The following is a 15,903-nucleotide window of genomic DNA, read 5'->3' as shown; positions in this document are numbered from 1 at the left end:
TAACCGGGACAACGGAGAATTGAGTGAGCATGTCAGAGCAGCCGCGCACCAAAACCGAGGGTGACGGAGTCGTCGTCGAAAGCACTCTCGACACAGACAGCGGAATCGGCACGGTGACGTTCCAACGCGGCCGGTACAACTTTTTCAACGTGGAACTGTTGAGTACCCTGGCCGATACTTTCGAGCAACTAGCCGCAGATGGATGCCGGGCCATCGTCTTGGCCAGCATGGGCCGCCATTTCTGCGCGGGCGCCAATTTCGGCAGTAGCGACCCTGCCGCGCCCGGGGCCGCCTCGTCCCCGATTTACGACGTGGTTCCACGCCTTTTCGCACAACCGGTCCCCATTGTCGCTGCCGTGGGTGGAGCTGCGATCGGGGGCGGCCTTGGCCTCTCACTCGTGGCCGACTTCCGGGTCGCCTCTCACCAGTCGCGCTTTGCGGCCAACTTCGCGAAGCTTGGCATCAGCCAAGGTTTCGCCTTGTCACTGACGTTGCCACGACTCATCGGACTGCAACGTGCAAGCGAACTCCTATACACCGGAAGGACGGTCAACGGCGAGGAAGCGCTAACGATCGGGCTCTGCGACAAACTCGTCGACCAGGACCAGCTGAGCCAGGAAGCCCACACGCTGGCCCAGCAGATCGCATCGTCGGCGCCGCTCGCAGTGGCAGCGATCCGCCGGACGCTGAGAGGTGACCTTGCGACGAAGGTCAGCGAGACGCTGCAGGTCGAATGGAAGGACCAGACGTCGCTGAAGCTGACTGCCGACTTCCGCGAAGGCGTAAGCGCCTCGAAGGCGAAGCGACCTCCAGTGTTCCTAGGACAATGACCCGGTCGAACGGACAATCGTTCGGCGCTGGAAACAGGTTCGAGCCCACCTTCGAAGCTGCGGGCACGGCTTCCGGCAGGTAGTGAACGGGTGCCCTACCGAATTGGGGTTCTCCCGTATTGCTCGGCCACAGCATCGTTGGCGAGGGGAGCTTGCCGATCGGATGTGGCACCGACGGTGCCCACCGGGGCTCCGCGCCACGTGACGAACTCGCCACGGTGAGACAATCGCGGTATGCGCCGGCAATATTTTTGTGGGACATGGCGTGTGAGGAAGGCATAGACCACACGCAGCGGCGGATCCATTGTGATTCATCGACCACCACTCGATGGCTGCCCGGCAAAACGACTTCGGAATTGGCTGCTCGGTGCGCACTTTCCGAAATACACGACTCACAGGCCACTGTGCGTCCGGCGAGGTCGAGCCAGATGAAGTGCACAGGTGCGGCCCGGGACCCGTTGACTAGCAATGCCAGCGCCGACGTGTGACCGTCAGTGAGCCTTTTAGAAAGAACTCGGATTTCCTTGGGTCGGTGGGAAGCTGCACCAGTGGCGGCTGCAAGCGAAACGCCTCGCTGTGCACATAGCTCGACGAGCACCTCCGCGATTCCGCTGCATCGTTCGGGTACCACATGCTGTCCGCGCAGCAACCGCTCTTCTTCGTCGAGACCGGGGCTCGACGAAGAAGTTTAGCGCGCGCAGCGCCGGTTGGAGTCGTCTGGAGGGGCCAGGCCCCACTCTCGCCGACATGCCGGGCGTCGGACACCAACGCAGAAGCCCTGGAAGACTCCGTCGAACCTCGCAACCTCCTCGTAGCGAGCGAGTGTCCGTCTTGCACAGTCGCGGCGACCGGAGACGGAAGTATCTGTGGCACCGACGATGAGGACGACACCGACGCCCCCCTCCGGCGCGGAGTGCCCACACGCTGATGCTATGGGCGATAGCTCCAAAGTTCATGCAGACCAACGCGCTGCGACCGATCTTCAACCCTGAAATGTCCAGTCGCTGTACTCCATGTAGGTCCCATCAGTGTTCGAGCCCGTCAGGCGGCTCGTGTGTGGGTTCTGAGAGACCCCCCAACGGTAACCGGGCGGCCGAAGCCACCACCCGTGGCAGGCGTCAGAGGAACGGTTCGGGTCAGCGGGTCTGGTTTGCCTGGTCGTCGGCAGGTGCACCCTCGGCCGTGGCAGACCAGGTAGCGAGGAGGCTGAGCCCGTCCTCGGCCGCGCTGCCTGGGGGCGCGCTGTACACCGTCACAGAAAGTGCGGAGTCCCCCGACAGTTGCATCGACTCATGCTCCAAGTCGAGCTCACCGACCGCGGGGTGGTGGAAGCGCTTAATGCCCTCGCGGAACACATGCACGTCATTCGCGCCCCACATCACACGGAAGGAGTCGCTGCGGGTCGATAACTCACCGATGAGGTTTGACAGCTCACGGTCGTAGGGGTTGCGGCCGGCCTCGACCCGCAGTGCACCCACTGCACCGCGCGCTACCCGCTCCCAGTCGAGGTAAAACCGTCGGGCGACCGGGCTCAAGAACACAAACCGCGCCGTGTTCGCACCGCAAGCGGTGTCCGCGTACATCTCCGAGTAAAGGGCACGCCCCAATGTGTTTGCGAACAGGATGTCGAACCGATTGTTCTGCACGAACGCCGGCAGAGTCGGCATCTTCTCGATTATCCGCTGCACACTGGGACGTACGGCGGGCCGCTCTGTCACCTTGGTCGCACGCCGCTGCAATCGGGCGGGCGAGGCGTTGGCCGCACGGGCGAGGTCAAAGAGGTGGTTGCGCTCGGTCTCGTCGAGCAGCAGAGCCCGGGCGATCGAGTCCAGGACGCTGTCAGAGACGCCTTGGAGATTGCCGCGCTCCAGACGGGTGTAGTACTCGACACTCACGCCGGCGAGCATTGCGACCTCGTTCCTGCGCAGACCGCTGACCCGGCGGGTCCCGTAGACGGGCAGACCCATCTCCTCGGGTGTGACCTTGTCACGACGGGACTTCAGAAAGTCACGGACTTCGGTGCGGTTCTCCATGAAACCCACGGTAGACGCGTGATCCGGCAAATGGGGGTCTCTATCAGAACCCCTTTCGGGAGGGCCTCCCACTCTGCACATGTGAAGCTGCAAACGCGAGATCAGACAGTCGGCGCGACAGCCCGCTTCGCCGCTCCTCGGTCACGAATCCACGATGCCCACCTCGGCGAGGACGACTGGGTCGTCGTGCTCGTTCTGCAGACGCATGGTGGACACCCCACCGCTTCGATACCACACGCGGCGAGACGGGTACGAAGCCGGCTTCAGAGATCATAGATTGGGTTCATCCGTCCGGTGATGGCCGCGTAGGGTCGTCGGCGCCACGCTCGCCCGACGAGGTGCCGCGCTGCGATCACCAACCTGGTGGTCCATTTCGACACGATCACCCCGGATCGCACCGCCATCAGGAGTGAATCAGTCCACGGACGCGGCTGCGGTACACACCTCGGGGAAGGTTAGAGCCCCGTGGACAAGGCCGCGGCGGCGGATCGCACGCTCTCGGCGATCTCCTCCATGTTCGGCGCCATCCGGGACGCCGGGCCAGCGATTGCGATGGCCATCGTCACCGGACCGGGGCCGTTGATGATCGGGCTGGCGATGCCCGCTTGGTCGGGTTCAGTTTCTCCGGCGTTAACTGCTACCGACGCCTCCCGGATCTGCAGGAGCTGCCCTTTGACACGGTCCCGCTCAGCGGGCTCCGCGACGGTGCGCCGCAGGACCGCGTCGCGGCGCCGTGGCTCCATGAAAGCGAGGAAGCACTTTCCGGCGCTGCGGGGCCATAGCGGGAACCGCGTATGCAGATCGGGCGCAGCGCGGATGAGTCTCGGGGAGTCGACTCTGTCCACATACACGATCGAGTCGCCCACCAACGTCGCGATGAACGTCGTCTCTTCCCACTTACCGGTCAGCTCCTCCAGCGCGTGGTGATACGCCGCCGGAAGGCTCGGTTGGCCGGATCCCAGCATGCTGAACAAGGCAGGACCAGTGAAGTAGTGGCCATCCTGCTCCCGCAGGTACCCGACGGCCACGAGACCCTTCGCCAGGCCGTGAACAGAGGACTTGGGCGCGCCGATCGGCGCAGCCAGGTCACCGAGGCGGACCCCGTTGGGTTCACCGGCGACCACCATCTCGAGAATGGCCATGACCCGTGAAACCGTCCGATGCTCGGCGGCCACCGACATGGTGCCCTCGGTGCTCGATATCGTCATGGCAAACCCTCCGTCTATGCTTGCACCATACTTCGCTCCCCGGCCCGTCGTCATGACGTGACCGAGCATGCCATGTCCAGACCTCGGTTCCCGTCACATGACGTGGCTAAGCATGCCATGTGTGCGAACACCGACCGCGTCGACTGGCGCGGCAGCCCGCGGCCCTCCCGTCGCGTCGTCCACACCACAACGGCCTGCTCGAACGCTGGACTGTCTCTCGCGAGGCGGTGACTTGATTCGGCTTCGCTTGTCATCCTCTCCCTTTCGCTGCTGTCCGGCGGGGCGCGCACTAGCGTCCTATGTAGCGTGGCGCGCGATTTTCCGCTCGAGCGTTCACACTCTCTGCGTGGTCCTCGCTCTCGAGTACCGAGCGGAGAAATCCCGAGTACTCGCCGCGGTCCGTCGGGTTCCCAACCTGGAGCCGTTCCTTGAAGTACGACAGGAGCAGAGGTGCAAAGCCCGCCACCTCCGAAGCCCAATTCAGGGCATCGTCCAGCTCACCGACACGCTCCACCAGACCCAGTGCATGAGCGCGTTCCGCGCTGATCCAGTCTCCGCCGATCAGCATCGCCCTCGCAGCACCCGTTCCTGCCAACGCCACGATTCGATCGATCGTGCCTGGATTTACGGGCAGGCTGAGAGCCGCTGCCGGTACCCGGAAGCGCGCCTTCGGGCCGGCGACCCGCAGATCACAGCTCACGGCAAGCTGTGCGCCCCCACCAACAGCCGGTCCGTTGATGTAAGCAATGACCGGCACCGGCACCTCTCGGATGACAGTGAATGCCTTCTCCAACAATTCAGCCATATCCTCGATGGCTGATTCGTCGAGGTCACCGCCTGCGCAGAAGCACGAACCTTCCCCGGTGATGACGACCACCCGCGCTCCCCCGTCCGCCGCCTCTGTCACAAGCGACGCCAGCTGCGACCAATGCGCAGCATCCAGCGCATTTCGTCGTTCGGGTCGATCCAGAGTGATAAGCGAGACTGCGCCGTGAGCGATCTGTTCGTGGCGTATCACGATGTCGCCAACCGCGTGATGAGGGCCCGCTTGTCCAGCTTGCCCACCGAAGTAAGCGGCATCGCGTCCACGAAGTGAACGGCCTTGGGTGAGTAGACCGAACCTTTCTTCTCCTTGACGAGTGCCCGCAGTTCCTCCGCCAGCGCGACTTGGTCAACGGCCTGCTCGGCTACTAGCACTGCTGTGACCTGTTCACCCCACTTGTCATCCGGAATCCCCACCACGCAGACCTCACGGATCTGTGGGTGCTGGCAGAGTACGTCCTCGACCTCTCGGGGGTAGACGTTGAAGCCACCTGTGATGATCATGTCTTTGATTCGGTCCATGATGTAGATGTGACCGCTCGAATCACGGCGCCCTACATCACCGGTGTGCAGCCATCCACCACGTTTCGCCGCCGCGGTCTCGGCCGGCTTGTTCAGATACTCCAGAAACACATGCGGACCACGGACCAGGATCTCGCCGAGTTCGCCGATAGGCACCTCTTCGCAATCGCTGTCGCCGACCCGGACCTCCGCGATCGCCACTGGCCGCCCCGCTGAAGCCAGCAGATCCGGGTTTGCCAGCGCGGCCTGATGATCTTGCTTGTCAAGGCTGGTGATCTGGGAATAGCACTCAGTCTGGCCGTAACACTGGACGAGTACGGGGCCGAACGCGTCGAGCGCACGAGCGAGAGTTCTCGGCGAGATCGCAGACGCGCCGTACACGAGGGTTTTGAGACTCGAGAGGTTGGTTTCGGCGAGTCGAGGATGATCCACGAGGACATTAATCATTGTCGGGACCATAAGTAGGTTAGTGATCTGCTCCGATTCGATCGTGGTCAGAAGCAAGTCTGCGTCGAAGTCCCCCAACAGGTAATTGGTGCCTCCCCGCATCCAGACCGGGAGTATTCCTCCAATGCCACCGTGAGTCAGCGGCGTGACGTGCGCAAACCTCTCGCGAGGCTGGATCTCCCATTCCAGCATGACGCCGTGCATCGAGCTGAGAAGAGTCCGGTGCGAGTGAACGACACCTTTGGGCAGTCCGGTCGTTCCACCCGTGTATTGGATGAAGACGCCCGCGTCGGGGTCGACGTCCGTCGGGCAGGACGCTCCCCTGTCGACACTCGAGGTGTCAAGGGTGCGAGCGCCAGTTGTTCGGGTGTCCACGGACAGCACGTGTTCGACGTCGCAGTTTTCCAGGACCTTCTGCACGTGCTCACTTGTCTGGTCGTGGTAGAGCAGCACCTTCGCGCCGGCGTCCTCCAGCATGTAGGCATGATCAACTGCAGATAGCTTGACGTTCAACGGCACCGCAGTAAGCCCGGCCCACAGCGTGCCCTGCATAGCAAACACCAAGTCGGACGTGTTCTTCATGACCATTCCGACCCGGTCGCCGGGTGACAGACCGAGATTGCGCAACGCCTGACCAACAGCACGGACCTCACCGACAACTTCGGTGTAGGTGAGCCGCATCTCCCCTTCGACAAGGGCTAGGTCGTTTGGGAAGCGCTCGGCGAGGGAGTCCAAGACACTCCCAAACGTCCTTCCATACACGGGCTTTCTCCTTCTAGAGTTCAACAGACGAAATGAGAATTACAGGTAGGTGAAGCATCGCCGCTCCGCAGTGGTGATCAACCGCCCGAATTGCAGGCCCGGGAAGTGCCCAGCCGCGATGATGTCGGCCCGGTCGGCGGCCTCCTGTGCGATCCGGTCGCGAGTGGCCTTCGCAGCAACGGGATCGAGGTCGTACAGCCCGTGCCACTCGGGGTCTGTCAGTTCGCCGACCGCATGGACCACGTCCCCGAGAAGCAGCGCCCGTTCGCCTGCATCTGCGATGACGAAGATCGTAGAACCCGGGGTATGTCCCGGTGCCGGACGCGCAATGACGCCGGGAGCAAGTTCGGTCTCGGAGCCGAAAGGCTCCAGTCGACTCGCGAGTGGGCTGAGTTTGCGGACGGCACCGGGGACAGCCTCGGGGCAGGTCACGAAGTACTCCCAGTCGGCCACGTGAGCGCGGTGGGTCGCATTGACGAAGGTGACTTCTCCGCGCTGCGTCGCCCACCCGACGTGGTCCCAGTGCAGGTGGGTGAACAGCACATCGGTCACGTCGCGCGGTTCGACACCGAGAGCGCGCAGGCTCTCTACGAGAGCACCACCCGATCGATGATCTTTGTCCACCGTCCCGATCCCGGCATCGACAAGCATTGTGCGCGAGCCCGACCGGATCAGATATCCGCCCAGCGAGATCTCCATCCGCCCATCCTCGCCTACGGGATGTTGCGCACAGTTCCACTCCGCCGCGTCATCATGAACAATTACCTCGTCCCGTCGTTCCCACGCGGTCCCGTCATGAACCGCGTGGATCTCAATGCTGCCGACTTGCACGGACGAGATGTTCATCGTCAGCGGTCCAACCGGGCGACAACAGTCTTGGTTTCGAGGTATGCCTCCACAGCCTCGACGCCGTTCTCACGCCCCCAACCCGACTGGCGGTAACCACCCATAGGCATCTGCACGCCACCGGCTCGGTGCACATTGATTCCCACGCGTCCCGCGCGAAGGCGCCTGGCAATCGTGTGTGCCACTGATACATCTCGGGTCCATACGCTGGCGGCCAGACCGTAGATGGAGTCGTTGGCGGCGGAGACTGCCTCTCCGACCTCCGAGAATCGCATGGCACCGATGACGGGACCGAAAATCTCCTCCTTCATCATGCGCATCGTCTGGTCTACCTCCGCGAGGACGGTGGGTTCGAAGAAGTACCCCTCGGTACCGATTCGCTTGCCTCCACTGATGATTCGAGCGCCCGCGTCGACGCCGCTACCCACGTAGTCCGTCACGCGCTCGAGCTGCTTCTGCGAGATCAGGGGGCCTAGATCGACGTTTGCATCAAAGGGTCCGCCGAGACGAAGCTTGCGTCCCGCGGCGGCAACGCCCTCGACCACGTCGTCGAAGACCTGCTGGTGGACGAAGAGCCGCGTACCGGCAGAACATACTTGGCCGGTGTTCCAGAAGATGCCCGTCGCAATCCCCTCGATTGCCGACTCGATGTCCGCGTCCGGCAAGACGATTACAGGCGACTTCCCTCCGAGTTCGAGAGTCAGCTTCTTCAGATTCCCCATCGCGGCGTGCGTGATCAGCTTTCCGACCTCGGTCGAGCCGGTGAACGCGACCTTGTCGACGTCCATGTGCGCGGCAAGCGCCGCCCCGACCGGGTCGCCGTAGCCTGTGACGATGTTGACGACACCGTCGGGGACGCCGGCATCGTGGAGAATCCGGCCAAGCCGCAACGCAGTGACCGGCGTTTCTTCGGCGGGCTTGAGCACTACCGAGCATCCGGCCGCCAGGGCCGGCGCAATCTTTTGCGAGGCGCCGAGAATCGGAGCATTCCACGGCACGATCAACCCGGCAACACCCACGGGCTCCCTCAGCGTGTAGCCCTGGATACGCTGCTCGGCTGGGCCCAGATCCATGGTCTTGCCGTAGATTTTGTCGGCCCAGCCAGCGTAGTAGCGGAACTGGTTGATGGCTTCGGTCAGTAATCCTTTGGCCTGCGGGAGAGGCAATCCCAGATTTGTTGCTTCGAGACGCGCGATTTCGTCGCCGTCGGCCTCGAGAAGTTCCGCGACGCGCCACAGGATCACGCCCCGTTGGGCGCCCGACAAGCGACGCCAGCGCTCGTCTTCGAATGAGCGACGGGCCGCGGCGACCGCGTGGTCCACATCTGCCACGTCTCCGGCCGGTACCCGAGCGATTACTCCACCTGTGCTGGGGTTGTAGACGTTGAGCGTTTCGCCTGACCGTGCGTCGACCCAAGTGCCATCGATCAGCATCTGGGCGGATGTGTCCGATTCCTGGCTGCCGACAATCGATTCGCTGTCCGTTGTTGTCACTGTTACTCCTAATGCTGGCCGAAATACCGGCGCGAGTTGCTAGATGTCGCTGGGCGTGTGCCCGTCAAATCTCGGCCCGGTCACTCGGCCAGGGCGCGTAGAGGGGGTCGGTTTGGTCTCGGCGAGATCGGGTCCACGATGGATCGAGACCCACGAAATCCGCGGTGTCAGCTCTGCGCATCCAGTCGAAGGCGACGTCCCGCTTCCGAATTCGCCAACCGACCGCGGGCACGTTTTCGAACGTGTCGATGTAGCGGCAGGCCACGGTGGTGAACACAGAACCCACCCCTTCCCCGGCGAAGGGATCGCCGCCGACGGTATCCACCTCTTGGAGGCTGATGCAATAGCTTTCCGCCCGGGCGAGCCGACCGTCGTCCGACAACCGAATGGACACGTTGCTCAGGACGTGCATCGACGTCATGACCGACTCGTGCCTGACTCGTAGCCACTCGACGAGTTCGTCCGGATCACCGACGAACGCGCCGTGCGAGTCCGATGCGCCGTCGTGGTAGCACGACCGAACCAGTGCCCAATCCCGTCGATCGACGCCCTGACAGTATGCGACAAGCACTTTCTGGATCTGACGCTCGACAAGCACGAGGTTGAGCTCTGCCGACTCTTCCGGGGTCATGACTGCGCCTTCGGGGTGTCTGCCGTTGCTGCCGTGGCGAGGTCGGGCTCTGAGATGCTTGGCAGTCCAGCATAGATACGATTGGCGTTGATGGTTCGGTAGATACCCGCCTCCATGCTGAACCGGTTCTGGATACCGATCTCCCGCTCAGCACGGCTGGCGTCGTACCGCCGAGCCCAGGCCAACGAGGATCCGGGCGGGAGCGCGATGTCGTCCATGCTCAGCGTCATATCCGCATCCGGAAGCAAAGCGCGGACGAAGTCGAACGCCTCGCTCATGCGGCGCAGGTCCCCGTGGGTGAGGTAGGTGGTTCCTCGCCGGTCCTGAAAGTCCAGCGCCTTCAGGAAGGCGGCGGACACATCCTCGACATAGTGAAAGTCGAGGTTGCGCCCGCCGAAGGGCACAATCGACGGCCCGATTCCCACTGCCGGTTCGTACAACAGGCTCGACAACCATGAGCTACCACCGCCGCGACCGAGCTTGACGTGCTCCCCGAAGCCGTAGACCCGGCTCAGACGCAAGCCAGTGATGTCGAGCTCATTGTTCGAGCAATACCGGGTTGCCAGTTTCTCGCACATCACCTTGCCGGCCCCGTAGATGAAGGGCGGGTCGAACGGCGACTCGTCGGTCACGGTGCCGGACTCGTCGATCGAGCGGTCACCGAACACGTCGACCGTGCTGGCCCAGACCACCTTGTCGAGGTGAAGTCGAGCGGCCGCCTCGAACACGTTTGCAGTGCCTTCGACGTTGACCCTGACGGCGAGCGGGGGGTTGGCCTCGGCCCCGGCAGAGACCAGTGAGGCAAGATGGACGACCTTGCGGACGCCGTGCCGCTCCATCGCCCGCGTGAGGCCGCGGAGATCTGTGATGTCGCCGATCTCGACGGTCACCTTGTCGCGGGCGTCCCCGCCGAGCAGGTAGTCCAGATAGTCAAGATCTGGAAGCTGCTGATCTGAGGCCTCGCCGGTGCCGCCGAAGTACCCGTAGACCACCACCCGCTGTCCCGACGCCAATAGGTCACGCACGACATAGCCGCCGATGTGCCCGATCCCGGTCACCATCACTGTCATTTCGGGCTGCTCCTTTGCAGGGACCGTAGTTGTTGAAGAGCGTCGCAAACGGCCTGGGTAGTCCGCCTCCCAGCCGGTGGCCGATTTCCTGATCCGTCTGTTGGCGGGAGCAGCGCGCCGAGCGTGCTCAGGTGCTAGTTACGGATCGAGACTCCGCCGTCGACTGTCACGATCGATCCGGTCATGTAGCTGGAGTCGTCCGACGCGAGGAAGAGTGCGACCTTGGCCATGTCGTCCGGCTGCGCGATACGCCGGAGGGCAGCGCCCTGCGCGAAGCTGTCCACCCATTCTTTGTTGGAGAGAATATGCTCCACCAGCGGCGTCTCCACGAGACCGGGGCAAATGGCGTTCACTCGAACACCCTTGGGACCGTAGCCCAGTGCGAGCGCGCGAGTGAGCCCCACAACGCCGGCCTTGGCGGCGCAGTACGCGTGGCTGCTCGAACCAGTGATGGGACCGGCCAGTGAGGAAACATTGATGACGGAGCCCGAACCCTGCTCAATCATGGAGGGAATAACGTACTTGCTCATCAGAAATACGCTCTTGAGGTTTACGGCGATCGACTTGTCGAACAGCTCCTCGGTGATATCGAGGGTGAAGCCGTCCTGCGATTCGTCCCATTCACCGCCCTTGCGGAAGGCCGCGCCCGCGTTGTTGTGCAGCACGTCGATGCGTCCGAAGCGGTTCTTGACCTGGTCGATAGCGCTCTGGACGCTCGTGGAGTCGGACACATCGCATTGCACGGCAATCGCTGCGGACTGCCCGATGTCGGCAGCAGCCTTTTCCGCCGCTTCGCCATCGATGTCGAAGATCGCAACCTTCGCGCCTTCCTCGACGAAGATTCGAGCTGCGGCCAGGCCCTGGCCGTGCGCCGCTCCTGTGATGATCGCGATCTTGCTGTCAAGCCTGCCAGTCATGATCCAAACTCCCTTTTCGACATCGTTGTTCGAGCGGTGCTCGGCATCCATGATTCCGCGGCTGTGAGTCTGCCGGGCTGCCCGTTTCCCTCACGGATCCCAAGCGGACCAGCCACGTAAGAGCTGGAACGGATATCCGAACACTCATTCATAATGATAAACAGAGCGTATGTATGCTGCGCGAGCCTGTCAAGGGCATCCGGGCAACGGACTCAGCAGGGCAACGGCCGACGCCAAGAGACAGACGGCGCGAGAGCATTCCCAACAACACCAGGGCGAAGCACACCACGATTGCCGGGAGGAGCCGACATCTCACCAAGAGGCACGACGGGGCAGCGGTCTCCGACAGATACACCTCCCGCGATCGTGAACAGAACCACGGGACATCTTCCGGGGATCCGCCGTAGTTACCAGACATCTGGTCACGCATTTCTCCAGCACGTGGTGACACAGTCGCAGCACCAACGAACCCGCCGTACTCCGTCGGGCCGTAGCGTCGAGGTCTACCAGTAGAGCCGATGTAGTGGGAACAAGCTGTCCGGCCTTGTCCTTTCCTAGACCTGCGTTCCTTCCGTCTGGTGACACACCACCTACTAGCGGTACACCGCCCACCAAACCAGCGTGCCTCCGACGGGTGGGAGACTCTGCCGAAAGGCGCATTAACAGGGACTCCCTGGCCACAAACGGGTCTGCTATAAGAGGCGTCGCGCGCCGCCCGATGCTCGTACCCGACGCACCTCCCCCGGCCGCTTCTGACCCTGCGCCTCCCCGCGGGCGAACCTAACTCGACCTATAGGGGTACCGACAAGGCCTGTCTCACCCGCACCGACCCTGCCGACGGTGCAGTAAGGGCCGCCGGGGAACAGCGCGCTCAGTGCCAATGAGAGGAACACAAAGATGGCTATAGATGAACAGGCGCAGAGGAACCTCGACACACTCCTCCCGGGGCACTACCTGTCGGCGAACCGCTTCAGGGACTACGTCAACTGCGCCGGCCTCGACGTGCGAACCCGCGAGCTGGTGACCTTCGCCATGCTCGTCGCGCTCGGGGGCTGTGGCCCCCAAGTGAAGGACACACCGCTGCCAACCTGCATGTCGGCAAAGACCGGCCGCACTGCTCGGCGTACTCACCCATCCCCTACCATTCATCGGCCACCCGCGCTCCCCAACGGGCTTAAGCACTCGACGCCGTAACCTCGGCCGCTTGAATCACAGCGCTCGGAGGATGTCGTCGACGCGATCCTTGGCATCGCCGAAGAGCATGGCACCGTTGTCGCGGTAGAAGAGCGGGGTATGCACTCCGGCGTAACCCGGGGCCATCGATCGTTTGAACACGATCACGTCGTCTGACTCCCAGGGCATCCCCGCAATCGGACTGCTCGGGTCGTCGGTTGCAGCGGGATTGACGGTGTCGTTGGCTCCGATCACCAAGACCACGGCAGTTTCGTCGAAATTGTCATTGATCTCGTCCATCTCGAGGACTATGTCGTAGGGAACCTTGGCCTCGGCGAGAAGTACATTCATATGACCCGGTAGGCGCCCAGCCACCGGGTGGATGCCGAAGCGAACGTTTACACCATGGTGGTCTCGAAGCTTGCGGGTTAGCTCGGCAACGCCGTACTGCGCCTGCGCGACTCCATGCCGTAGCCCGGTGTGATGATCGCCGAGTCGGCGGCAGTGAGCAGTTCCGCCACGCCTTCGGCATTGATCTCACGATGTTCGCCGTGAGCGGTGTCGTCGCTGGTCCGGGCCTCGATGCCAACCCACCGGCGATCACGGAGATGAAGGACCGGTTCATCGCCTTGCACATGATGTAGGACAGGTATGCACCAGACGAGCCGACGAGCGCGCCGACGATGATCAGCAGATCGTTCGAGAGTAGGAACCCGGAGGCCGCCGCCGCCCAGCCGGAGTAGCTGTTCAGCATTGACACCACTACTGGCATGTCACCTCCGCCGATAAAGGCAACCAGGTGCCAGCCCAGCAGCAGCGCGATAATGGTGACGGCGATCAGAAGCCACAGCTGGGGATCGACGACAAACCATGCGGTCAGTGAGGCGAGGGCGACAAGTGCGCCAAGTGCGCCAAGATTGAGAATATTCTTCCCAGGCAGCATCAGCGGGGTGGATTTCATCCGTGCAGAAAGCTTGAGGAAGGCCACGATCGAGCCGGTGAAGGTCACCGCCCCGATGAAAACTCCCATTGAGACCTCGACGTGGTGAACACCCAAGGTTCCTGCAGTGTGTAGTGCAGCTGCCTCGGTGCCATTGGAATCGGCTTCGACCAGCAGGTAGCCGTTCCATCCCACGAGGACGGCGGCCAAGCCGACGAAGCTATGCAGCAGCGCAATCAGCTCAGGCATCCCCGTCATCTCCACGACCCGGGCCCGATAGAGGCCGACTGCGGCGCCGATTACCACCGCGGCCATCAGCACGGCAATAGCGGTACCGGAGATGCCGTGGTTCAATGCCAGCGCGGTTGTAGCCGCGAAAGCGAGCACCCTGCCGGCCATACCGAAAACGTTCCCCGTCTTCGCAGTTTCGTGCCTGGACAGTCCCGCAAGGGCAAGAATGAAGAGTAGTGCGGCGACGAGGTACGCCGCCTGTGCGATGGTTTCCACTCTCAGTCAGCTCCTGGAGAACATGGCGAGCATACGGCGGGCAACCGCGAACCCACCGAAGACATTGATGCTGGCCATCAGAATTGCCACGAACGAGAGGGCAGTGATCGCTGCGCCTCCGCGACCGAGCTGCAGCAGGGCTCCAACCACGATGATCCCGGAGATCGCGTTGGTAACGGACATCAGCGGAGTGTGCAGCGCGTGGTGCACATGCCGAATTACGTAGTAGCCGATCACGATCGCAAGGACGAACACCGTCAGGTGACCAAGCAACGCTGGCGGTGACACCGCAGCGAGGAGGAATAGCAAAGCTCCTGCGAACGCGACGAGGCCGCACAGACGGCCAGCCGAGAACGGCCGTCTCACGTGCGAATCGACCGCCGGCGCGGGTGCAGGAGGTGCGCTCGCCGCGACCGATACCTGGACGGGCGGCGGCGGCCAGGTTGAATCTCCGTCGCGGACCATGGTCATCCGACCGCTGGACGACGTCCTCGAAGTCCAAGATGAGCTTCCCGTCTTTGCCTGGGGTCATCAGCTTCGTCAAGTTCAGCAGGTTCGTTCCGTACAACTGGGACGCCTGCGCCGGCAGTCGCCCGGCAAGATCTGTGTAGCCGATGATCGTCACGCCGTTGGCGGTTACCACCGTGTCCCCTGCAACCGTCCCTTCGACGTTGCCTCCGTTTGCCGCAGCCATATCTACAATCACGCTGCCGGCCTTCATGCCAGCCACCATTTCGGGTGTGATCAGACGGGGTGCCACCTTCCCCGGGATCAGCGCCGTGGTGATGATGATGTCGACGTCCGGCACCTGGGCGGCCTATAGGCGTGCGGCGCGCTCGTTGTAGTCGTCCGACATCTGCTTGGCGTAGCCGGTTGAGCTGACCTCAACGTCGGGCGCCTCCACCGGCAAGCACTCCCCACCTAACGATTTCACCTGGTCAGCGACCTCGGGGCGGGGGTCGGTGGCACGAACGATGGCGCCGAGGCTGCCCGCCGTACCAATCGCCGACAGCCCTGCGACACCCGCCCCGACAACGAGGACCTTGGCCGGCGGAACTTTGCCGGCCGCGGTGACCTGGCCTATGAAGAATCGTCCGAAGATGTGTGCGGCCTCGACCACGGCGCGGTAGCCGGCAATGTTGGCCATCGAGCTGAGGACGTCGAGCGACTGGGCACGCGAGATCCGCGGCACAGCGTCGATAGCCAACGCGGTGATCGGACGCCGCGACAGCTCCTCGACCAGGTCTGGGTTGAGCCCTGGGTGGAGCATGCTGATCAGCGTGGCGCCGTTGTGAAGCCTGTCGAGTTGTTCGCTCAATGGTGCATTGACTCCGAATACGATGTCCGCCTCGAGCGCGTCTCCGATAGTGGCTCCGCACCCAAGGTACGCCTCGTCCGTGAAGCTCGACTTCGCGCCCGCATCCGATTCGACGACAACGTCGTACCCGAGGGTGCGCAGTTGCGCCGCGGTCGCGGGCGTTGCGGCCACTCGCGTTTCGCCAGGCTGGGCTTCCCTAAGGATTCTGATGATCATGGCGTCGTCCGTTCCGTCCTTGTTCGAGTCGCAAGTGTCCGCGGATTCCCAGCGACTCCACGAGATGTGCTGCCCTGCAGGGATAAGCGCACCGTAGGGGCGAGCCGCGCGGCTTGCCCCTACGGGATGACGGCACCTGCAAGGGCCGCAACGGTTCAGATGTTGTTG

11 protein-coding genes and 2 pseudogenes are annotated in these 15,903 nt (G+C 63.0%); 2 read left to right on the top strand and 11 right to left on the bottom strand.

Annotation, left to right across the window (positions count from 1 at the left end):
• Nucleotides 1-29 precede the first annotated feature (29 nt).
• Complete coding sequence (locus ACH49N_RS38460; RefSeq protein WP_358278644.1) at nt 30-830, top strand: enoyl-CoA hydratase/isomerase family protein; 801 nt, start codon at nt 30-32, stop codon at nt 828-830.
• A gap of 1,136 nt (nt 831-1,966) precedes the next feature.
• Here ACH49N_RS38460 and ACH49N_RS38455 read toward each other — a convergent pair.
• The 9 genes from ACH49N_RS38455 to ACH49N_RS38415 form a co-directional block, all read right to left on the bottom strand.
• Nucleotides 1,967-2,863: a helix-turn-helix transcriptional regulator gene (locus ACH49N_RS38455; RefSeq protein WP_358278642.1), complete on the bottom strand. Its 897-nt coding sequence runs from the start codon at nt 2,861-2,863 to the stop codon at nt 1,967-1,969.
• A gap of 455 nt (nt 2,864-3,318) precedes the next feature.
• A complete protein-coding gene (locus ACH49N_RS38450) occupies nt 3,319-4,071 on the bottom strand; it encodes an IclR family transcriptional regulator (protein ID WP_358278640.1) in 753 nt (250 codons plus the stop codon).
• A gap of 289 nt (nt 4,072-4,360) precedes the next feature.
• Nucleotides 4,361-5,089, bottom strand: coding sequence for an enoyl-CoA hydratase-related protein (locus ACH49N_RS38445; RefSeq protein ID WP_358278638.1), 729 nt, complete (start codon nt 5,087-5,089; stop codon nt 4,361-4,363).
• Nucleotides 5,086-6,624: an AMP-binding protein gene (locus ACH49N_RS38440; protein WP_358278636.1), complete on the bottom strand. Its 1,539-nt coding sequence runs from the start codon at nt 6,622-6,624 to the stop codon at nt 5,086-5,088. Before ACH49N_RS38440 ends, ACH49N_RS38445 begins: the two co-directional genes overlap by 4 nt.
• A gap of 39 nt (nt 6,625-6,663) precedes the next feature.
• On the bottom strand, nt 6,664-7,323 hold the full coding sequence (locus ACH49N_RS38435) for an MBL fold metallo-hydrolase (RefSeq protein WP_358278634.1): 660 nt from the start codon (nt 7,321-7,323) through the stop codon (nt 6,664-6,666).
• A gap of 149 nt (nt 7,324-7,472) precedes the next feature.
• On the bottom strand, nt 7,473-8,963 hold the full coding sequence (locus ACH49N_RS38430; protein ID WP_358278632.1) for an aldehyde dehydrogenase family protein: 1,491 nt from the start codon (nt 8,961-8,963) through the stop codon (nt 7,473-7,475).
• 64 nt (nt 8,964-9,027) lie between these two features.
• On the bottom strand, nt 9,028-9,594 hold the full coding sequence (locus ACH49N_RS38425; protein WP_358278630.1) for a nuclear transport factor 2 family protein: 567 nt from the start codon (nt 9,592-9,594) through the stop codon (nt 9,028-9,030).
• A complete protein-coding gene (locus tag ACH49N_RS38420; RefSeq protein WP_358278629.1) occupies nt 9,591-10,664 on the bottom strand; it encodes an NAD(P)-dependent oxidoreductase in 1,074 nt (357 codons plus the stop codon). The genes ACH49N_RS38425 and ACH49N_RS38420 overlap by 4 nt, the downstream gene beginning before the upstream one ends.
• Before the next feature lie 134 nt (nt 10,665-10,798).
• On the bottom strand, nt 10,799-11,632 hold the full coding sequence (locus ACH49N_RS38415; protein ID WP_358278627.1) for an SDR family oxidoreductase: 834 nt from the start codon (nt 11,630-11,632) through the stop codon (nt 10,799-10,801).
• An 846-nt stretch (nt 11,633-12,478) separates the two neighbouring features.
• Here ACH49N_RS38415 and ACH49N_RS38410 point away from each other — a divergent pair.
• The gene (locus ACH49N_RS38410) at nt 12,479-12,775 is read left to right on the top strand and encodes a hypothetical protein (RefSeq protein ID WP_397505227.1); all 297 of its coding nucleotides are present in this window, start codon (nt 12,479-12,481) and stop codon (nt 12,773-12,775) included.
• Nucleotides 12,776-12,790: 15 nt separating this feature from the next.
• Here ACH49N_RS38410 and ACH49N_RS38405 read toward each other — a convergent pair.
• A pseudogene (locus tag ACH49N_RS38405) lies at nt 12,791-14,207 on the bottom strand (NAD(P)(+) transhydrogenase (Re/Si-specific) subunit beta).
• Nucleotides 14,208-15,735: pseudogene (locus ACH49N_RS38400) on the bottom strand (Re/Si-specific NAD(P)(+) transhydrogenase subunit alpha).
• Between the last annotated feature and the right edge of the window lie 168 nt (nt 15,736-15,903).

It is taken from the genome of Rhodococcus sp. NPDC019647 (assembly GCF_044389235.1).
Taxonomy (GTDB): Bacteria; Actinomycetota; Actinomycetes; order Mycobacteriales; family Mycobacteriaceae; genus Rhodococcus_F; species Rhodococcus_F oxybenzonivorans.
This window is presented reverse-complemented; position numbering and strand designations above follow the sequence as displayed.